At 35.7% G+C, this 17,784-nt stretch carries 31 protein-coding genes; 4 read left to right on the forward strand and 27 right to left on the reverse strand.

Annotated elements, in window-relative coordinates:
• Positions 1-7: 7 nt before the first annotated feature.
• From J2S17_RS03670 to J2S17_RS03780, 23 genes are all read right to left on the reverse strand, one after another.
• Positions 8-211, reverse strand: coding sequence for a hypothetical protein (locus J2S17_RS03670; RefSeq protein WP_307472015.1), 204 nt, complete (start codon positions 209-211; stop codon positions 8-10).
• 739 nt (positions 212-950) lie between these two features.
• The gene (locus tag J2S17_RS03675; protein WP_307472017.1) at positions 951-2,201 is read right to left on the reverse strand and encodes a DNA cytosine methyltransferase; all 1,251 of its coding nucleotides are present in this window, start codon (positions 2,199-2,201) and stop codon (positions 951-953) included.
• Between the two features lie 32 nt (positions 2,202-2,233).
• Positions 2,234-2,698 (reverse strand): YopX family phage-derived protein, encoded by a 465-nt coding sequence (locus J2S17_RS03680; protein ID WP_307472020.1) that lies wholly within the window; start codon positions 2,696-2,698, stop codon positions 2,234-2,236.
• 2 nt (positions 2,699-2,700) lie between these two features.
• Positions 2,701-2,901, reverse strand: coding sequence for a hypothetical protein (locus J2S17_RS03685; RefSeq protein ID WP_307472021.1), 201 nt, complete (start codon positions 2,899-2,901; stop codon positions 2,701-2,703).
• 2 nt (positions 2,902-2,903) lie between these two features.
• Entirely contained in the window at positions 2,904-3,521 is a 618-nt protein-coding gene (locus J2S17_RS03690; RefSeq protein WP_307472023.1) for a hypothetical protein, read from the reverse strand.
• A 41-nt stretch (positions 3,522-3,562) separates the two neighbouring features.
• On the reverse strand, positions 3,563-3,700 hold the full coding sequence (locus J2S17_RS03695) for a hypothetical protein (protein WP_307472025.1): 138 nt from the start codon (positions 3,698-3,700) through the stop codon (positions 3,563-3,565).
• Positions 3,700-4,062, reverse strand: a complete 363-nt coding sequence (locus J2S17_RS03700; protein WP_307472027.1) for an organic solvent tolerance protein OstA — start codon at positions 4,060-4,062, stop codon at positions 3,700-3,702. The genes J2S17_RS03695 and J2S17_RS03700 overlap by 1 nt, the downstream gene beginning before the upstream one ends.
• A gap of 16 nt (positions 4,063-4,078) precedes the next feature.
• The gene (locus tag J2S17_RS03705; RefSeq protein WP_307472029.1) at positions 4,079-4,588 is read right to left on the reverse strand and encodes a dUTP diphosphatase; all 510 of its coding nucleotides are present in this window, start codon (positions 4,586-4,588) and stop codon (positions 4,079-4,081) included.
• Positions 4,585-4,887 (reverse strand): hypothetical protein, encoded by a 303-nt coding sequence (locus J2S17_RS03710; protein WP_307472031.1) that lies wholly within the window; start codon positions 4,885-4,887, stop codon positions 4,585-4,587. The genes J2S17_RS03705 and J2S17_RS03710 overlap by 4 nt, the downstream gene beginning before the upstream one ends.
• Positions 4,884-5,201 (reverse strand): hypothetical protein, encoded by a 318-nt coding sequence (locus J2S17_RS03715; RefSeq protein WP_307472033.1) that lies wholly within the window; start codon positions 5,199-5,201, stop codon positions 4,884-4,886. The genes J2S17_RS03710 and J2S17_RS03715 overlap by 4 nt, the downstream gene beginning before the upstream one ends.
• Positions 5,201-5,410: a hypothetical protein gene (locus tag J2S17_RS03720; RefSeq protein WP_307472035.1), complete on the reverse strand. Its 210-nt coding sequence runs from the start codon at positions 5,408-5,410 to the stop codon at positions 5,201-5,203. Before J2S17_RS03720 ends, J2S17_RS03715 begins: the two co-directional genes overlap by 1 nt.
• A 9-nt stretch (positions 5,411-5,419) precedes the next feature.
• The gene (locus tag J2S17_RS03725) at positions 5,420-5,677 is read right to left on the reverse strand and encodes a hypothetical protein (RefSeq protein ID WP_307472037.1); all 258 of its coding nucleotides are present in this window, start codon (positions 5,675-5,677) and stop codon (positions 5,420-5,422) included.
• A 29-nt stretch (positions 5,678-5,706) separates the two neighbouring features.
• Positions 5,707-6,246 carry an ERCC4 domain-containing protein gene (locus J2S17_RS03730; RefSeq protein ID WP_307472039.1) on the reverse strand — a complete coding sequence of 180 codons (540 nt, stop codon included), beginning with the start codon at positions 6,244-6,246 and terminating at the stop codon, positions 5,707-5,709.
• On the reverse strand, positions 6,243-6,632 hold the full coding sequence (locus J2S17_RS03735) for a YopX family phage-derived protein (RefSeq protein WP_307472041.1): 390 nt from the start codon (positions 6,630-6,632) through the stop codon (positions 6,243-6,245). Before J2S17_RS03735 ends, J2S17_RS03730 begins: the two co-directional genes overlap by 4 nt.
• Before the next feature lie 2 nt (positions 6,633-6,634).
• Positions 6,635-7,051 carry a hypothetical protein gene (locus tag J2S17_RS03740; RefSeq protein ID WP_307472043.1) on the reverse strand — a complete coding sequence of 139 codons (417 nt, stop codon included), beginning with the start codon at positions 7,049-7,051 and terminating at the stop codon, positions 6,635-6,637.
• Between the two features lie 276 nt (positions 7,052-7,327).
• The gene (locus J2S17_RS03745) at positions 7,328-9,682 is read right to left on the reverse strand and encodes a phage/plasmid primase, P4 family (RefSeq protein WP_307472044.1); all 2,355 of its coding nucleotides are present in this window, start codon (positions 9,680-9,682) and stop codon (positions 7,328-7,330) included.
• Between the two features lie 47 nt (positions 9,683-9,729).
• Positions 9,730-9,909: a hypothetical protein gene (locus J2S17_RS03750; protein WP_307472046.1), complete on the reverse strand. Its 180-nt coding sequence runs from the start codon at positions 9,907-9,909 to the stop codon at positions 9,730-9,732.
• A gap of 97 nt (positions 9,910-10,006) precedes the next feature.
• Positions 10,007-10,483, reverse strand: a complete 477-nt coding sequence (locus J2S17_RS03755; RefSeq protein ID WP_307472048.1) for a DUF669 domain-containing protein — start codon at positions 10,481-10,483, stop codon at positions 10,007-10,009.
• Positions 10,483-11,175 (reverse strand): AAA family ATPase, encoded by a 693-nt coding sequence (locus tag J2S17_RS03760; protein ID WP_307472051.1) that lies wholly within the window; start codon positions 11,173-11,175, stop codon positions 10,483-10,485. Before J2S17_RS03760 ends, J2S17_RS03755 begins: the two co-directional genes overlap by 1 nt.
• 2 nt (positions 11,176-11,177) lie before the next feature.
• Entirely contained in the window at positions 11,178-11,729 is a 552-nt protein-coding gene (locus tag J2S17_RS03765) for a host-nuclease inhibitor Gam family protein (RefSeq protein ID WP_307472053.1), read from the reverse strand.
• Positions 11,730-11,903, reverse strand: a complete 174-nt coding sequence (locus J2S17_RS03770) for a hypothetical protein (RefSeq protein ID WP_307472055.1) — start codon at positions 11,901-11,903, stop codon at positions 11,730-11,732.
• 52 nt (positions 11,904-11,955) lie between these two features.
• Positions 11,956-12,153 carry a hypothetical protein gene (locus J2S17_RS03775; RefSeq protein ID WP_307472057.1) on the reverse strand — a complete coding sequence of 66 codons (198 nt, stop codon included), beginning with the start codon at positions 12,151-12,153 and terminating at the stop codon, positions 11,956-11,958.
• A gap of 222 nt (positions 12,154-12,375) precedes the next feature.
• Positions 12,376-12,552 (reverse strand): hypothetical protein, encoded by a 177-nt coding sequence (locus tag J2S17_RS03780; protein ID WP_307472059.1) that lies wholly within the window; start codon positions 12,550-12,552, stop codon positions 12,376-12,378.
• A gap of 96 nt (positions 12,553-12,648) precedes the next feature.
• Between J2S17_RS03780 and J2S17_RS03785 the strand changes: the two genes are divergently transcribed.
• Positions 12,649-12,966, forward strand: coding sequence for a hypothetical protein (locus J2S17_RS03785; RefSeq protein WP_307472061.1), 318 nt, complete (start codon positions 12,649-12,651; stop codon positions 12,964-12,966).
• Between the two features lie 19 nt (positions 12,967-12,985).
• Here J2S17_RS03785 and J2S17_RS03790 read toward each other — a convergent pair whose 3' ends face one another.
• The 3 genes from J2S17_RS03790 to J2S17_RS03800 form a co-directional block, all read right to left on the reverse strand.
• Positions 12,986-13,144: a hypothetical protein gene (locus J2S17_RS03790; RefSeq protein WP_307472062.1), complete on the reverse strand. Its 159-nt coding sequence runs from the start codon at positions 13,142-13,144 to the stop codon at positions 12,986-12,988.
• Between the two features lie 92 nt (positions 13,145-13,236).
• Positions 13,237-13,413, reverse strand: a complete 177-nt coding sequence (locus tag J2S17_RS03795; protein ID WP_307472064.1) for a hypothetical protein — start codon at positions 13,411-13,413, stop codon at positions 13,237-13,239.
• On the reverse strand, positions 13,410-13,700 hold the full coding sequence (locus J2S17_RS03800; protein ID WP_307472066.1) for a helix-turn-helix transcriptional regulator: 291 nt from the start codon (positions 13,698-13,700) through the stop codon (positions 13,410-13,412). Before J2S17_RS03800 ends, J2S17_RS03795 begins: the two co-directional genes overlap by 4 nt.
• A 159-nt stretch (positions 13,701-13,859) precedes the next feature.
• On the opposite strand from J2S17_RS03800, the gene J2S17_RS03805 reads away from it, so the two are divergent.
• From J2S17_RS03805 to J2S17_RS03815, 3 genes are all read left to right on the forward strand, one after another.
• On the forward strand, positions 13,860-14,540 hold the full coding sequence (locus tag J2S17_RS03805; RefSeq protein WP_307472068.1) for a LexA family protein: 681 nt from the start codon (positions 13,860-13,862) through the stop codon (positions 14,538-14,540).
• 15 nt (positions 14,541-14,555) lie between these two features.
• Positions 14,556-14,774 carry a helix-turn-helix domain-containing protein gene (locus tag J2S17_RS03810; protein ID WP_307472071.1) on the forward strand — a complete coding sequence of 73 codons (219 nt, stop codon included), beginning with the start codon at positions 14,556-14,558 and terminating at the stop codon, positions 14,772-14,774.
• A gap of 107 nt (positions 14,775-14,881) precedes the next feature.
• Positions 14,882-16,297, forward strand: coding sequence for a recombinase family protein (locus tag J2S17_RS03815; protein WP_307472073.1), 1,416 nt, complete (start codon positions 14,882-14,884; stop codon positions 16,295-16,297).
• Positions 16,298-16,304: 7 nt separating this feature from the next.
• Here J2S17_RS03815 and J2S17_RS03820 read toward each other — a convergent pair whose 3' ends face one another.
• The gene (locus tag J2S17_RS03820; protein WP_307472074.1) at positions 16,305-17,594 is read right to left on the reverse strand and encodes a hypothetical protein; all 1,290 of its coding nucleotides are present in this window, start codon (positions 17,592-17,594) and stop codon (positions 16,305-16,307) included.
• Positions 17,595-17,784: the final 190 nt, after the last annotated feature.

Below are 17,784 nucleotides of genomic sequence, written 5' to 3' on the forward strand. Positions count from 1 at the left end.
ATGTTCATTAAGAATGTTTTCCTAAGTCTCTCCCACACATAGGACAAAAGTTTATTTTTACACCATGCAATGAATGAGGTACGGTGTTGCCAATCACACTATCCTCTAAGTAGTTGCACTGATTTATAAACACTTTATAATCACTACTGTAACTGACCATTAAATTTTTTCTTTCCAATAAAGGTCTGCCTGTACAGTATTCGCATTTCACTAAAACCCCTCCTTAATTGTAGGATAAGCGCCTAGCGCCTTTCCATATTGCTATGGTAGGTTTCCAAACGCTCTCCTCCGAACCGTACGTACACCTTTCAATGTATACGGCTCTCCACTTGTCTTTCCGTTGGAAGTATTTAATACTTATTAAAGATTATCTAATGCCTCACGCATTAACCTTTGTTGTATTAAACTAGACAAGCTGTCCTCCTTCGCCATGTGATAGGCTTTCCCTATCTCAGACTAATACGAGGACTCCGTTACCTTATTGGATATTCAAGCACCACTGCTATAGCCCTGTTAGGCTTTCCAACTTAGGTAATCCCCATTTAGGTTAGTAAGGACAAGCTTCTGTAATTTCGGATGTGATATTCACTCTTTAAGCACTTATAGTGATTGGTAGAAGAAATCCCAATTCGTTCTTACGCCACATTTCATCGTAAGCCCTTTCCTCTTGTGACGGATAGTTACCTTACATCACACGCAGTAATTTTCGCCCTTGAGCTATCATTGAAGCAGTATAGCTTTCATCCTTATTTACAGTTTTCGTCTTGCCATTCAGTCGTGATTTGGTAACTAACCAACTTATGGCTTTTTCACCATGCTACACTCCCCGTCTGGTTTCCCTTTCGGATAAGGTGAATGACGATAGGTTTACATTTGGGATTAACCTACACTAGTGCTACCTAGTGCATCCTTACAAGCCCTTATGGGCGCACATCGTTATTACTCTTGTGTTAATTAGCCAAAGCCGGCTTATAACGGCTGTATTCCACGCAATACTCTGGCAAATTCGCTCTTACAAGTGCTTCTGCAAATGGAGGCGGAACGCTGTTTCCTACTCTCCGTATCTGATCAGTTTTTTTACCGATATTGTAAATGTAGTTACTTGGAAATCCTTGTCCTAAAAAAAGCTCATGCGGTTGCAACATTCTAAGTCCGATATCTTTTATTGCATAGCCGTCCGACTTTATAGCAACCAATCCAAAACGATCTTTTGTTGTGATTGTGTGAAGTGGCTCTTTTAAGCTTTGGCCAACTCCCTGCCCGTAATATTTTGTAAGAAAGGCTGTAACAAGACCAAATCGATTACCGCCTGCAGTAATTGTGTGTAAAGGAGAATGAAGCGATAATCCCCTAACTTCTTTATCAGACTGCTCAGTGTAGTAACTAATTAGAAATGCTGCCTGGTGCTTTTCAGGAACAATGTAAGGATCTTCTGCGTTAATAACAAATTTCTCCATGCCTCTTTCAATTCGATTTAAAGTGTTTTTTACAAGTGGTCTTTTCCTGCCAAATATAGAAGGGACACCGATAGACCAATCAATAATATCGCCGGAAGGATTCCAAGGCTCCAGCTTGCCTCGTTTAACTAATATACTGTTGGGATTACCATGAGTAGGTTCTGGCCAGATAATGGGCCTACCATCCGAACGAGCAATCATGAAAAACCGTTTTCTAATTGTTGGTGCTCCGTAATCACAAGCCTGCAGCTCCCTAAATTGAACTTCATAGCCTAATGCTTCAAGGCATTTAACAAAACTATTGAAAGTGATACCTTTCAATTCTTTTATTGGCTTACCATGTTCAAGTGGCCCCCAATCTTTGAATTCCTCAACGTTTTCAAGCATGATTACCCTTGGTTTAACAGCAAGCGCCCACTTTACGGCTATCCATGCCAGCCCTCGTATTTCTTGCTTAACTGGTTTTCCACCCTTTGCTTTTGAATGATGGGTACAATCCGGACTGAACCAAGCTAATCCAACTTTACGGCCACGACATGCTAATTTTGGATCTACATCCCAAACTGATTCGCAATAATGTTCTGTATCCGGATGATTTAACTTGTGCATGGCAATGGCAGCTGGATCATGATTAATTGCGATATCCACTGATAAGCCTGTTGCCATTTCAATGCCTGTACTCGCCCCGCCGCCGCCTGCGAAATTATCAACGATTATTTCTCTAAATAGATCAAGCTGCTTCATAGCCTGCCTCCTTATCTAGTAAACTGATTAATTCAAGAGTTGATTAACTCTGGATTTTCGTAAATGTTGCCGATCACTTCAATTTCCAATAATTCATAATCCTCATGGTCACACAATTCAAATAAGTCGAACCCTAATTGAGGATGTGAGTTTTCACGTTTAACCAAAAATTGAGCAAACTGTTCAAAGTAAGTGACAACCCCAGTAACTTTGAAGTCATTCCAAGCACCTTTGTTTTCTTGGCAGAAAAGAGTAACAATATCCCCTTCATGAACCTCATTACCGTCCTTGTCTTTTTTGCCTATATAGTCACCAATTGAATCTTCATGAACTCTGACTATTCCAGCATCCTCTGTATACAAGTGCCAATCTCTTTTTCTACCGATTTCCTTTGCATAATGCTCAGCAAACTCAACAGCGTATACACCAAAACCATAAACCCATTGGCTACCGACCATTTCCTCTACTGCATAGCCCCTAATCTTTCTCTCACGCACGTTCATCCCTCCTCAACATCATCGAATTTCATCTGGAAAGCATCCACTTGATGAACGGAACCGTCTTCTAATTCGATAGTTGCATAAGTTCCTATACCTTCCTCAAGGCTCCCTTCTTGACTAAAACAATGAAAGTAACCCTTTAATTCTTTTTGATATGAAATAGCTGTTACTGGTCTTAATCCGTTCCTTGCTTCACGCACGTTCATTCCTCCTTTAAAGTTGCTTCACACTCTTCTTCTGTTTTAAAGAATTCTCCCGTTCTTGCAGAAACAGTGTCACCAGGTTTATATGTGGTTGGATCAATATACATCTTCACTTCAAACTTTTTCCCATTTGCCCAAGTGTGCATTTCAATCTCTTTTATAATTCCTTTTTCAACAGATTTAGTAATATCTGAATTGTGTCCATACCCATTACATTTTGGACATTGCACTTTCATTTCCTCACCTTTAAATTCAGCAATGACCTTACCATCTCCCAAGCAAGTGTCGCATTGTACCCGGTTATAACGTCTCCTTACAAACCACACTTCATCTCCTAATTTAAACCCGCCTAATAACTCTCTTAAAGTATCGTCTGCACCTTCCTTTTTGAATGTTTTTTCAGCAGCACCTAGATTAAGTTGTAATTTATGCATGTCACTCCTTAAATCACTAATGGTTTTTTGTGATTTTTTATCACGATCAATAGCCTCTTGATAGTTTTTAACCCTTTCGGCTAAACGTTTTTCAACTTCCTCATCTAACAATTTGTTTATTCCAGTATTAAATTCAAAGTTTTCATCAATCTCGAAATAATCTTCCTGCTCGTATTCGTACATTTTCATTCCTCCTAAATTTAGTGAACATAATACAAAATAAGTTAATACCAAATTCTCCAGCCATCTTTTAACCGCCGTTTCAAATCATGTTTTTGCAAACGTTCATATAAGTAAACAGCTTGCCCCTCTTCCTTTCGAAAGAGAAGCATCCATTTACGCTGCCTTTTATTCTTTGCCATTACTTAACACTCTGTAATTTAGGCTCGTCCTCATCTTCTTCATTATCAAGAGATAATTGACCATCAGGAACAGATACAGCACCATTACCGTCCACACTATATTCAATGCCTTCATGATCATCAATGCTCATTTGTCCATCTGGTAAATTATCATTTTGTGGACGACTCTCCATTACTTCTTTAGGAGTTTGATAAGCGTAAGTTAGATCAATTAAGAAATACTGACCATACTTGTTATATTTCTCTGTAATTTTGTGCATTTGAAGATTCTCATTTTCTTTAGCATCTAAAACAATTTCCTCCGCTTGCTCACGTGTATCTGCGTAATGTTGTTCTTTTTGATTAAGTTGTACTTTTGCCATTGATTAGTCCCCCTAATTAATATCCTGTATTTTGTCGTTCATGATTTACTGCATTTTTCTCTATATACGCTTGCTCTATTTGATCCAATGTAAAGCCAAGCATTTCACCTAATCCTGCAAAGATTTCAATTAAAGAATAGTACGCTAATTTACTTCTAGTTACTTTAAAATGTGTTATAGCTTGATATAAGCCTATAAACTGGGTATTAATATCATCTGCTTTTAGATACAAGTCACAAACAACTGGCGTTACATTAATCTCTAAACCTAATTCAAGTACAAAGTGCAACCCGTCCACATATTCTTCAAGGAGTGGGTTTTTATAAGGTTCACCCCATCCAGTTACGGGAACTTTTGTCCTCGGCTCCTGATCCTTACTCCAAAACTTAAACCCGCGCCATTCATTCGCACATTCACCCAATTCCACAAGTAAAGCTAAAATCAATTTGTCAAAACGATCAGGTCCGTTATAGCCAATACGATCTTTAAGTATTTGTTGCTGCGCAAACAATGTATCTAGATTCATTTCTTAACCGCCCTTGTTTCTTCATATTTTTCAATCAATAAATTGTATTCTCGCGTTAAATTTCGATGATGCCTTTTAAGATTTTCATATTGTTCCACCATTTCTTTTCTCTTCAAGGACTTCTCTCTTTCTCTTTGATATCGAACATTCAAAAGAGATAAACTATTTTGTTGAGTTCGGATCCTTTTGCCTTGTGCAATATACATCTTTTCAAATTTGAAAACTATTTCTTCAAGCTTTTTTGTCGAGATTGATTTTTGTGTTTTAACAATCTCTTTAAGTTCATCAATTGGATTCATTTCCCTGTTCCTTTCACAGTGAGCAGATTAAGAGCAATTTCTATATATTCCTTTGGGTCATTAGCTCTCAATCCCGCCTGCAGCATTTGAATGATATAATCCTTACGATCAATTTCGCATTGGATGTATTTTATACCGTCAGCAATTTCTTCCAGGAACATTTGCAACCAATCATATTTATGACTATGGGATAAAGGGACACCGTACTTTTGAATGCCAAAGTCATCTTGAGCAAACATGACTTGCTCTAATTTCCTTAAGGACCTTTGTGATACCTCATGTTTAGGTAAATCCTCAAAGTTGATGTTTCTCATTAGAACCACCTATTTTCATCATTAATGACATCAATCTCACGGAATGAAGCGAGAGTTAATTCATATTTCAATTCTTCATAGGATAATTTGTGTAAGGGAACACCTTGCTGCGATTCTTTAACTCCGAGCTTTTCCAATTTTTCTAGTACAAAATTATACTTCAATCTTTGCTGCAGCTTCGCTTTGTTTACTAATCTAGCTCTTCCCATATCAATCACCTACAAAGCTTTCTTCATATCGGTATTTGTTGAGTAGAGCTTTTTATAATAATCCCTTTGTGCCCGAACCTTTTTAAGGCTCTCTTCCAAAGCAAGATTTTCTTCAACAACATTTAAATAATTTTTGAATCGACTCTTTTCTTTGATTGCTCGGTTCAATTCTCTGAGTCTTTCAATCTCTTTAACCATCCAATTAATATGAATTAACCTAACCCTGCCAGCTTTTATAAATGACTTGATTTCTTCTAACTTATCCACATCTTATCCCCACTTTCTTAGCTAAGTTTTTAGAAAACGCCTGTCCTAAGATAATGTTTCGCTTGATAATAAAAATGGTGGTATATCCAATTGCCGCTATATTTTTGATCTAAGTACACGATCTCAAAATTGTATTTTGCTTTAAATGTATTTAACCTTCCAAGCAATGCTAACGGGTTATATTTTGAACGATATTTACCTTTAAGCATTTTTTCATATCCATTTAAGTCCTCCACAATTAATGTGAATGGAATGTCCTTTGAGCGAATCAATTCATTTTCAAAGGCTGTTTGAGTATCCTTTTGCAAATTACCTGTTATTTCATCCATGTGAGCTTTACGCTCCACTCGGCTTTTTAAAAATATGTCTCGAGTTATCCCCAACTCTTCATTTTTTGGAATCATGCAGCCATAATCGCCAGTATCTAATTTCTGATTCTTAATTGGAATTTCTTTTTGACGCAAATACTCAAGAATATGTCCATTTACATTTTCACGAGTATCAATCACGATCGTGAGTGTTTTAAGGATTTTATTTAGTTCTGTATCTGTGTAATGATAAGAAATCATTTTGATTCCTCCAGTAATTCTGGATTCTCATAAATATTTCCGATAATTACTAATGCCCAGGATGAATATGGATTTACAACATCCAATAAGTCTTCACCAGATTTCAAATAAAACCCTAAAGCTTTATATTCACATTCCCAAGTTATTTCCCCAATTCTTCCTAGATGCTTTACAATGTCCCCCTCGTAAATTTTTTTACCATTCTTATCTTTTAATCCGGTGTATTCCATTAATACATGGTCATTTTTTTCAGGAAAGTAAAGTAACTCTTTATCATGGTCAATGCATTCGATGTACCATAACTTATTGTTTTCGAAACCCACTTCATTTACCTCAATAATTTCCTCTAAATCTTTGCACCAAAGGCGAAATTTAATTTCCCTCATCGTCATGCCCCTTTCTTCGCATATGCAACAGCCCGCTTATACAGTTCATGTGCCATTGCATTAGATTCATCATTTTCAAATTGCCGATAATCTTCATAGATGTCCTTCCAGCCATTCTTAGCCAGGACTATCATCCAGTCATCGAACATTGAAAGAGATTTCTCTTCAGCGCATAACCAATCATTCAATTTTTCATTATGCTGCCAGCCGCATATTTGATGGACCATTTTCATGAGCGTGATTTTTTCCGCGCTTGAGTTTTTCCAAGATTTAAACCAGTCATCAATTGCTACGAAATCTTGTTCCGCTGCTTTCATAACTTCAACAGGTATTAAATTCTGGTTTTTTATCGAAATACGATCATCATCTTTATCAAGATAGATATTTGCACCCGATTTCCAAATTTGACTAAGAATCATTAAAACTTGCAAATCTATCACCTCTGTTATTCAAAACTACTAAATGTGTTACGAAAAAACGCCTAAAATTAGCATGTGTTACTAAAAAGTAACACCTTTCAACCTTACAGCCCCAAGGGATTGAAGCACCTTGGTTACTTTCGTTACCTATTTTGGGCTTTAATGCTCCTAATAAGTACTTATATATATTTATATTTTTTTGTTATATATATTTTTATTAACAAAAATAACAAAAACGAAAGTAAAAGTATGATGAACCCTTGGTACATAAGGCTTTTAAGAGAATTTAAATGTGTTATTTTTAGTAACACTTTCGCTATTTTCATCGTTTTCTAGTAACTTTTGCTGTATAAAAGTATTTTTTCGCTCTATTAAAGTAACACCATGGATGAAATACTTATTTCTATTACCTCGTTCTCTTTTAAAACCTTGCGATTCCAAAATTCGATAGAAAGCACGATTTTTTAATTGATGTTCACCATTTTTAAAACACCAGTTGGAATAAACTTCATATAATTCTTTTGCTTCAATTTGTACATTTACTTGTTTGAAGCAGCATTCATATATGAATGGTCCGAGAATATCCATCTCTTCTTTGTAATCGCCTGTTGCTTTCATCACAATATCTGGATCATTTAATCCTGACTGCTGCCACTTCATGCAACCTTCAATCGCCCAATTCAATATGCCGGACATTTCAAGACTCAATTTCTCAGGAAGTTTTTTATCCCTTTTTTCTTTTGGTAGCTGCAAGTTGAAAGGGATTAATCGAATACGCCTCCAGATACCTTCGTCTACTCCTTTAATTACTGGCTTATGGTTAGTGGTAAAGAATACTTTAAACTCTGGTATGAACTCAAAATATTCTTGTCTAAGGAATCGAGCTAGTACAGGTTCCCCGCCAGTTATTTGCTTAACAAATGCTTCAGATAATTGCTCGCCATCTTCACTTTCTATAGCTGAGACAAAGCGCGAACCTACTAACCTAGCAATATCATTATTTGCTCCAGTTTCTTTTTTCTTGATGAAGGTATCTGATTTAGCTTGCTTCCCATACTCACCTGTTAGGTCCTTAATAGTATTGATAAAAGTGGATTTACCATTAGAGCCACCACCGATTAGGAATACCATTATTTGCTCAGTTATTTCACCAGTCAAAGAATATCCAATGAGTCGCTGCATGTATTCAACAAGCTCCTTGTCACCTTGAAAAATCTGTTCTAGGAAACTTATCCATTCAGGACATTTCTCATTTCTATCAAATGTAATATTGGTAATTTTAGTTAGCCCCAACTCACGATCATGCTGCTGCAACTTACCTGTTTTTAAATCTACAATGCCGTTTTCGACATTTAGTAAATATTTATGACGGTCAAAGTCATCACGCTCTCCTGGAACCAACGGCATGAGGTCCTTAATGCTGTTCATTCGAATGTTTCTTCTTTCGCACATACGCGCCCATTTTGTTTCCATTTCATCATCTGATTTATACAAGCCACGTAGTACCTTAGCTGTAATTCGTTCAATTTCTTTTTTAGTATCAATTTTCCACCGTTTACCGTCCCATATTAGCCAACCCATATCTGAAACATATTTGATAACATGGCCATATTCATACGCGATCCGTTCGGCATTACCAAGTTCAGTTAAACGGAATTTCTTTCTTGGTTTCTTCTCCACAACTTCATCTGCATCACCAGTAGCAAATTCAAAAGAAAATTCTTGGAATTGCTCTTTGTTGTCTAATATAGTAGTAGAGGTAGAAGATATGGCTGTTGCTATTGTTCTTTCTCCGTATGTCTCATTGGTATCTCTGAAATGAATAACATCCCATTTATCCCTCATGAGACCTGTTTCACGAAACATGGTATCCATTCGAGTTGAGGATTTACCTGTCCAAAATGCTAGATGGTTGCAAAGGGCTAAATCACTTGAAGAATGATCATTATTGATTAAATTACCGTTGTACAATGAGCGAATATCATCTCCATTTTTACTCCGAAAAATCTTTTCCCATAAAACATCATTTGATATTTTAATTTCATCTTTCTCAAATTCTGCTAAATTCACTCGGCCTTGAATATCACTATCGTCAAAGTACTTCTCAAAAACTTCTGCAAGTTCATCTGTACGTTCATAAACATCATTAGAATTTTCACGATTCCCTGTGAAACTGAAATAGCGACCATATGAATAAATCTCTAATCCATGTTTAGTATTTTTCCTTCCAGTACCTAAAACAGATTGTGGAAGATTTCCCTTGATAATGATGTGAACACCTTTGCCCGATGGGGAAAATTCTGTATAGCTATCTAAAGTGTCAATAACTTCAGTTGAAAATGTATTAGGTTTGCCCTCCACAACACAGTTATCAATATCAACCCCTATATAGTTGTCCTGTCTGCTAAAGACAAAACCTATACCATCATAATCGCCTTCTAAATAGAATTTGACTGCCGTTGCAAAGGTTGACCAGGTACGTCTATTATTAGCCTGTGCCATTTCTCCATTTACCTGATAAGGAACCTTTGTCGGTTTGTTATTTCTTTTCTCTGATCTCCACAAAATCCATTGAGGAAGGGCTTTTAATTCAGCAGGGATTTCGTTGAAATTGTATGGATTTTCTTTCATTTCGCCCTCCATTTTTTATTAGTTCACTTAATGATCAGAAGGTTGCATTAATATCTATCAGTAATCCAACCGTTCAGCCTTGCATATTTTAACTTTCGTGAATATCTACGTTTCCACTCATCCCATTTTTTTGTTCGTCCGTGAGAAGCAAACATATCTTGATTTCTTTCTCTTTCAAGAATTTCACCAACCCATTTAGGAACAATAGGCTTATATATCTTCTCCATATCGTTCTATCTCCTTTGCACTTTGCGTCCCATTGTATAATCACTGTTTTTGGGTATAAAAAAGAGAAGTCGGTAAAACCAACCTCTCTATTTAGTTTTAAAATGGAATATCCTCATCATTTACTGTGAATGCACCGGGTTCCATTACTGGATTTACATCTGATGCATCATAATATTTAGCTTTAGCAGCTGTACGATTTTGTTTAACACCATCAACTTCTTTTTCATACTCTTCATGTTTGACAGTGATTTTTAAATTTTTATTGATCAACTGCTTTGCCATGTCATCTGCTGATTTAAATGGATGACCATTAGCAAACCCACAAGATTTTAACAATGAGTTCACAATTTTAACTGCAACCTCATGTTCAAAAGTGAAAGTGTTATAAAGAATTTTTGCACCTTGATGTTTCTGAGGCACGTCACTACGAATCTCAAAATCAACCTGTAATTTCGGCTTACCACCTTGTGTAGTTCCTGCTTCCGCATTTTGAATAACTGCTTCATATTTACCTTCTGCAACCAATTCAAAGCCTGTACTTGCGTTTTCTTCATCAAATTTAAAGAATGACATTATTTATTTCCCCCTGTGTTTTCAATTGTGGATGACACTATTAATTCTTCTTGAATACAGCCTATACGCTGATCTAAATGATTTTTAGCGAAGATACTTTGATTACCTTCGAGAATAAAACCTCTTGCACCGTCTGTTTTTCTCACCAGACGAGCAACTACATGAACAATACCCATAACGTGATTGACTATTTTATCTCGAATATCCGGTATGAATTGGTTATATTGTTGTCCATCATCATGGATAATGCTGCGTGTAGTTTCCCAAGCACTATAAATGATGTTTGCATCTAACCCATTGAAAGTTTCAACAACCTTTAACAAATGATTATCGAATAAAGCGTAATCCTTTAACTCCGGCATTCCACTCTTGGTTTTTTCACCTCTATGCATCAACCATAGCTTTTGATAGTGTGTAAGGTTGTCCACAAAGATATTGTCATAGTTTGATATATTTGCTTTTGCTATTGCAAAAAAATCTAGAATACTTTGATGAGGATCACCAACATCAATCTTGGCCACATCTACATTTGCATATCCTTCTAACACTTGGCTGGTACCATCAATATCGAGTACCAAAGTTTTACCTGGCAGTAGTCCTGCAACCGTTGTTTTACCATCACCTGGTTTGGAATAGATGATGATTTTTGCCCTTTCACTTTTCTTAATATCTGAGCCATTAGTGATTTGCAAAATTACACCTCCACAGAATAAGTGATTGATTCTGGCTTAACAGTTACACCAGGTACTAGTTGTCCATTTTCATCCACAACAACTTTCTCACCGGATACTTCTGCAATCTTGAGGGTTTTCTTTAACTCAGCCCATTTCACACTATTTTTTATATAATCATCCATCCCGTTTTCAATGACATGCTGCAGGATAGCTTCTTCATTACCCTTTTCAGGTGCTTCTTTTGATTTCCGCGTTTTTGATTTTCCATAAGGAGTGCTAATTGTTTTAGCTTTCGGATCCTGCTCAAGCTGTTTAGCGTGATATTGAGAAATCATATTTTCAAAGAATTCAACTCTATTAGAAATTGTGGATAACTCACTGCGTTCCCATTCTAAAATTTCCTGCCTCTGTTCAGCAGCTACCTGTTTAATTTCTTTTTCTTTATCTTTTTCTTTTTTAAGCTTTTTGAACACCCAAGTCAGACTTGATAAATCAGTTACTTCAAACCTCGATTCCTCGTCACTTACAGGGTTAACATCAATTTCTACTTCCATTTGCTGCAGTTGGTTCATTTATTTTTCCTCCTTAAATACTTGATCTAGGTATTCGTAAGTATCAATTAATTCCTCAAAGAAATTACTACCACTGAATGTTTTTTGATATTGATCTAGATAACTATAGAAAGGCTCTAGTTTAGGATTATGTGGACTGAATACTGTCCTCTCCTTTGAATCAAAATATGGCATTTTCTAAACCTCCAGTTGATTTTTTTTACAACATTATTTAAACTGAAGTTGGTTAATGTATATTAAATGTTTCTGACTCGTTGTTGGCGCAACGGGTCTTTTTTTCTGCAACATACCTTTTGTAATATGTCTTACTCGCCTTATTAGCCCAATCGGCTGCGTTAAATTTTTCTTTTAATGTCATATCAAGAGCAAATTGTAAGAACATTTCACTAATCTTAAAATTCATGCTTTCTTCCTGCATTTCCATTTATTCCAACTCCCTTTTTTGATTTTAGTTCCACACTTTGCACAAAATGGCCCGTCATAATACTTTTTAGCAAATCTAATTTTCCCTCTATGAAATGAAGATTTATGACCACATGTTTTACATTTAAGTTTCTTCCTAGGTAATCGATCTAAGAAACTGTAATACTTGTTGTAATGATTAACCACTGTATAGCGTTTTGATTGGTTCAATTATGCCTTCCTCCTATCTTTCCAAATCAATATCATCTAATCCAGTCCAGTATTCATCACCCATTTCATCCTGTACTCTCACGGAAATTCCAGTTGAGTACTCCCGTGCATCCACAATTGTTAAATTGCGAGTAACCGTTGCTGTTTGTCCCACAAGGTCAGGTCTTGCTTTTGACTCTGTCCATTCCACTTTTCTCACCTCCTTAATTTGGTATTAATCTCAATTTAATCCACTACATCCGATTACAATTCTGTTACAATTTGCTTAGAAAGGTAGGTGATACGTATGGATATGGTTCTTAACATTTGTATTTCTGATGGCTTGGAAATCATTGTTGATGGCTTTGACGATATTTCCTTTTACAATGAAATACCTAATATTGAAGTAACTCATTCAGGTTATTCTTGGCAAAAGGACTACTACAATGAGTTAATGAACAATCTAACTAGATACAAGTTCATTGGTATTGAACGGAATGATTCAAGTCATAAGATGGAATATAGAACTCATTCTTTCGCTTTCAAAAACACAAATTTCGAAGGAAACAAACCATTGATTTTACAGACAAATTGCATTACAACAATCATTGACATGTATGGTTAAATATTTTGGGCAGACTATTTTAGTCTGCTTTTTTATTTGCTGATATGTGCCAACATCTTTCTAAAAAAGTTTCTTTTGCTTTTTCTAACACTTCTAAAGCTTCTAATGCACTAGATTCACTTTCAACTAAAGTGCCAACAATTTTTGAAATAGTAGTTATTTTTTTGCTCTCTTCCACTATGCTCACCTCCCTTCAAGTAGAACTGATTTCGTTCTTCAAATTTCGCAATGATGGTAAAAAGAGAAAGCCATTTCTGGCTGGCTGCCAAACTATTTATCTCCTACACTTATATGTTGTCCATATCTTAAAGCTGTAATTTTTATTTCCTTTCCATACTTCCTAGATAAGATGCTTTCAAAAATAGGTTTTAATTTAAGAAGTTTTTCTTCCGTCATGTTTAACTTCACTCTGATCACCTCTTGATAAAACATATGCTGAACTTTCATGAGGACTGCTCTACAATTTCAGCTTTCTTTAACATTTCAATTCTTCTATTAATCTCCTTTCGTATTAGTACGATTTTTTCGTACTTAGGACCAAAAAAAATGTCCTCGTAAGCTAAATTGAACAGGTACATGTACTTTTTAATTAAATCTTCTGGTAGATTCGAAGAATCTTGTTCATATAGCCAGAGTGTTTTAGGTGAGACATGTAGAATATCTGTTGCAAACTTTGCCTGACTATACCCAGTTCGTTCGCGAAGCTCACTTATTGCCCATTGTGTAGTTATCAATGTTATCTCCTCCTTATGCTTTCCATGATATTACTAATTTTCTGCAATTACAATATCAAAATACGAAAAAATCATACAAAAATTATTCTTTACGAATTTTTCGTAATATGGTAATGTAAATATGCAATAACAAATTATAATTTAAAGGTGGTGAAATTAATGATTGAGGAACAAAAGAAAGTGATTGTAAGAAATATAAAGAAATTACTTAAAGAAAATAAAATGACTCAATCTGATCTTGCTGAAAAAATTGAAATTGCTAAAAGTACTATGAGCGATTACATGAATTACAGAGCAAAGCCTAGTTCGGGTGTTCTGGAAAAAATGGCTAGAGTATTTGGTGTTACAAAATCTGATATTGATACAACTTATAAAAATATGCAAGTTGGCATTATTGCTAACGAATTGGTACTTAACGAAAGGGATACATCGTATGAAGCAAGCGAGATTAAGATACCTATTATTGGTAAGATATCAGCTGGACAGCCAATAGAAGCGATTGAAGATATAGTCGATGAAGTTTATCCATCATATGATATCGCTAATCCTAGTGAGGTTTTTGGGTTAGTTGTTCATGGTGAGAGTATGAATAAAATTGCCCCTTCAGGAAATTACGCTATTATTAGGAAACAACAAGAAGTCGAAAACGGTGAAATTGCGGCAGTTATAGTGAATGGACATTTTGCAACTCTTAAAAAAGTATATAAATTTACAGATTTAATAATTTTAGAACCGTATTCATATGATGAAAGATATACTGATCAAAAATATAGTCAAGAGAATTGTGATGATATAAAAATAATAGGTAAATTTCTATATACTGTAAGTCCAATGTTTTAATAAGGTGGTGGGAAGGTGTTTGATGTCGGCAAATGCCGACTAAATGAAATCCTAGTGCACAAAAAGATATCACAAGTTGAATTGGCAGATAAACTTGGCATGAAGAAACAGCAGATTAATGCATATGCAACTAATGAAACCATTATGTCTTTAAAAACAGCAAAGAATATTTCAAATCAACTAAATGTACACATTGATGATTTATACGATTTCGTTTGGTCGGATAAACAGTGAGTTTATCTCACTGGAGGCCAGAGTCAAGTACTTACTTTACCCACAATTTTTTTCTTCCAATACATAATTCCCATTTCATAAACAATAATCTTAAACGAGGTGAGAAAATGAAGGCAGTTATATATATACGTGTGTCTACTGAAGAACAAGCAAAGCATGGTTATTCAATAGCAGCACAACAAGAAAAATTAGAAGCTTTCTGCCTTTCTCAAGGTTGGGAAATCTCAAATATTTATATCGATGATGGTTATTCTGCTAAAGATCTAAATAGGCTTAAATTCAATATCATGATGGAGGAAATTAGAAAAGGCGGAATAGATGTATTACTTGTTTATCGATTAGACAGGTTAACTAGATCAGTAGTGGACTTATATAGTATTTTAAAAATATTAGATGAGTACAATTGTAATTTTAAAAGTGCAACAGAAGTGTATGATACAACTAATGCGATGGGTCGTCTTTTCATTACTTTAGTTGCTGCAATAGCCCAATGGGAACGAGAAAATCTAGCTGAGAGAGTTCGACTTGGTATGGAGAAAAAAGCTAAATTAGGGCTTTGGAAAGGCGGAACTCCCCCTTACGGATATAAACTTGAAGAAAAGAAATTAGTTATAAATCACAAAGAAGAAAAAGTGGTAAAAGAAATATTTAACTTTGCTGCTAGAAAAGGATTCTATAGTATTGCAAAAATTTTGACCGATAAGGGATATCCAACGAGATCAGGCAATAACTGGCACGTTGACTCAGTAAGAGATATTGCAAATAATCCAACTTATGCAGGATACCTTACTTTTAGTGAGAGCATTAAAGAGTATAAAAAGAAAGCAAAGGAAAAAAAATTAATTGAAGGTAAACATCCAAGGATTATTGAGCGAGAAGACTTTTGGGAATTACAAAATATCTTAGAGAAAAGAAAAGGCAGCGGTAGCAAAAGAGAAACAAGCAATTATTACTTCTCCTCAATATTAAAATGTGCACGATGCGGACACTCAATGTCTGGTCACAAATCTGGCCAATATAAGACATATCGATGTTCAGGAAAAAAGGCTGGTAAAAAGTGCTCAAGCCATATTATTTTAGAGAAAAATCTTGTTACTACAGTATTTAGCGAATTCAAAATTGAAAATTTTTATAATAAAACTGAGGCCGAAGATGTTTCTATTGATAAGGTAGAAAACATTGAAAGAGAAATAAAACACATTGAGAAACTTATTAATAAGCAAAAAGAAATGTTTGAAAAAGATATTATCGATATCGATGAATTAATTCAAAAAACTGAGCACTTAAGATTAAATGAGAAAAAACTGGCAAAAGAACTTAAACATATAAATCAAAATGCTATTGAAAACACAGATGAGATTACATTTTTAATTGAAAATATTGATTCTCTATGGAAACATGCAGATGAAAGTGAAAAAAAACAAATAATGAATACATTGTTCGATCAAATTGTCATTGATACAAAAGAGGATTACAACCCTAAACATGGTGCTAGAGAGATAGTAATCGTTTCAATGAAATAACAATGTCTTACATTGGTGCTAGTGTACCTCCGCCAACCCATATCGCAGCAATCTGACCAAGCGCTGTTAAAGTTGCCGCTCCTGCTCCAATGGCAGTTGCAAATAAATTAGCGATCGAGCCTGCAAGGGAGATTCCTGAAAATCCTGATCCATCTAAGCCTGTTATTGCCCCAACAACTGTTAATGTAACAGCGCCCACTTGTGCGGATAATGGCACAATAGAAGCAAGAGCAACACCCAGATCATTGACAATCCCATGGGATGCAGATGGGAGAAAATCTCCTATAATCGTTTGAAAACCTGCATCTCCAAGATAAAAGAAAGCAGCGATTGGAATAACAGGACCAAACACTTTAAACCCAAACTGAAATCCATCAATTAAATAGGCAGTCGTTTTTTCGAGGCCTTTGTTTTTATGGGTGAAAAGTGTGATAAGAATAAGGATAAAGATCGCTGTCCCGCCGACCAAAGCAGTTGCGTCTCCACCTTGTAAATCCAGCATAAACATGGCTACTACATCTGCCGTAAATAGCAAAGGAATAAGTAGTGCAAAAAACCTTTTTTGTTTGATTGATAATCGATCCTGATATTCCTTTTCTTGATTAGCATCTAGTGAGGTTTGTGACGTAACGCCGGTAGTGGATGTTAATTTACCGGATTTCATATCTCTCTTAATTAAATAAAAAGCTGTTAAAGTTGTAACCATACCCATAACAATCACAAGCGGTATGCTTGCTGATATAACCTCTCCTACCGGCAAGCCTGCTGCATCTGCCGTTAATTTGGGCGCCGCCTGTATGACAAAATCACCTGATAAAGCTATTCCATGACCGAAAAGGTTCATCGCCATCGCTACACCGAGTGCTGGCAGCCCTGCACGAAGAGCTACCGGAAGCAGCACCGCTCCAATTAATGCCACTGCAGGTGAAGGCCAGAAAAACCAGGAAATCACCATCATTAATATACCAATAATCCAATAAGCAAGTGCAGGGGTCTTTATCAATCTAGTAAACGGAGATATCATGACATCATTGATTCCAGTAGACGTAAGCGTTCTACTCATTCCAACAATAATAGAGATAACCAATATCGTTGAGAGCAGCTCTGTGATGGCGAAGATAAAACTGCCAAATATACTGCTAATAGACGTACTCAAAGAGCCAGTAGCAGTGATAGCAATAATAAATATACCGACAATGCATATAAACGTCGTATCACGTCTCATGACCATAAAACCAATAATCAATACAATAAAAAGAACATATATCCAGTGGAGTGCTGTTAACTCTACCCCCATCCCTCTTACTCCTTCCTCATCCCTGAAAATAGGCATTTATCCCATTTGGTTTACTATAGGGTATGAGAGTGAAAAAAAGATGTGAGAAGCTATGGTTTGTCCGTTCAAAAAGAATCATTAGACAATTTTTTTCTTTATTACGATCATTTCCCGGGGAATAGGTCGATTGATGTCGAAGAATCATCATTCT

It is taken from the genome of Cytobacillus purgationiresistens (assembly GCF_030813235.1).
Classification (GTDB): domain Bacteria; phylum Bacillota; class Bacilli; order Bacillales; family Cytobacillaceae; genus Cytobacillus; species Cytobacillus purgationiresistens.

Bases quoted from the DNA above. Each gene is read 5' to 3' on its own strand.
- J2S17_RS03820 (WP_307472074.1), bottom strand. From the start codon at position 17,594: ATGGGGGTAGAGTTAACAGCACTCCACTGGATATATGTTCTTTTTATT.
- J2S17_RS03675 (WP_307472017.1), bottom strand. From the start codon at position 2,201: ATGAAGCAGCTTGATCTATTTAGAGAAATAATCGTTGATAATTTCGCA.
- J2S17_RS03715 (WP_307472033.1), bottom strand. From the start codon at position 5,201: ATGAGAAACATCAACTTTGAGGATTTACCTAAACATGAGGTATCACAA.
- J2S17_RS03770 (WP_307472055.1), bottom strand. From the start codon at position 11,903: ATGCCATATTTTGATTCAAAGGAGAGGACAGTATTCAGTCCACATAAT.
- J2S17_RS03730 (WP_307472039.1), bottom strand. From the start codon at position 6,246: ATGATTTCTTATCATTACACAGATACAGAACTAAATAAAATCCTTAAA.
- J2S17_RS03720 (WP_307472035.1), bottom strand. From the start codon at position 5,410: ATGGGAAGAGCTAGATTAGTAAACAAAGCGAAGCTGCAGCAAAGATTG.
- J2S17_RS03750 (WP_307472046.1), bottom strand. From the start codon at position 9,909: ATGGAGAAGATATATAAGCCTATTGTTCCTAAATGGGTTGGTGAAATT.
- J2S17_RS03765 (WP_307472053.1), bottom strand. From the start codon at position 11,729: ATGAACCAACTGCAGCAAATGGAAGTAGAAATTGATGTTAACCCTGTA.
- J2S17_RS03690 (WP_307472023.1), bottom strand. From the start codon at position 3,521: ATGTACGAATACGAGCAGGAAGATTATTTCGAGATTGATGAAAACTTT.
- J2S17_RS03700 (WP_307472027.1), bottom strand. From the start codon at position 4,062: ATGGCAAAAGTACAACTTAATCAAAAAGAACAACATTACGCAGATACA.
- J2S17_RS03695 (WP_307472025.1), bottom strand. From the start codon at position 3,700: ATGGCAAAGAATAAAAGGCAGCGTAAATGGATGCTTCTCTTTCGAAAG.
- J2S17_RS03740 (WP_307472043.1), bottom strand. From the start codon at position 7,051: ATGATTCTTAGTCAAATTTGGAAATCGGGTGCAAATATCTATCTTGAT.
- J2S17_RS03815 (WP_307472073.1), top strand. From the start codon at position 14,882: ATGAAGGCAGTTATATATATACGTGTGTCTACTGAAGAACAAGCAAAG.
- J2S17_RS03735 (WP_307472041.1), bottom strand. From the start codon at position 6,632: ATGAGGGAAATTAAATTTCGCCTTTGGTGCAAAGATTTAGAGGAAATT.
- J2S17_RS03710 (WP_307472031.1), bottom strand. From the start codon at position 4,887: ATGAATCCAATTGATGAACTTAAAGAGATTGTTAAAACACAAAAATCA.
- J2S17_RS03785 (WP_307472061.1), top strand. From the start codon at position 12,649: ATGGATATGGTTCTTAACATTTGTATTTCTGATGGCTTGGAAATCATT.
- J2S17_RS03755 (WP_307472048.1), bottom strand. From the start codon at position 10,483: ATGTCATTCTTTAAATTTGATGAAGAAAACGCAAGTACAGGCTTTGAA.
- J2S17_RS03795 (WP_307472064.1), bottom strand. From the start codon at position 13,413: ATGAAAGTTCAGCATATGTTTTATCAAGAGGTGATCAGAGTGAAGTTA.
- J2S17_RS03805 (WP_307472068.1), top strand. From the start codon at position 13,860: ATGATTGAGGAACAAAAGAAAGTGATTGTAAGAAATATAAAGAAATTA.
- J2S17_RS03705 (WP_307472029.1), bottom strand. From the start codon at position 4,588: ATGAATCTAGATACATTGTTTGCGCAGCAACAAATACTTAAAGATCGT.
- J2S17_RS03745 (WP_307472044.1), bottom strand. From the start codon at position 9,682: ATGAAAGAAAATCCATACAATTTCAACGAAATCCCTGCTGAATTAAAA.
- J2S17_RS03775 (WP_307472057.1), bottom strand. From the start codon at position 12,153: ATGGAAATGCAGGAAGAAAGCATGAATTTTAAGATTAGTGAAATGTTC.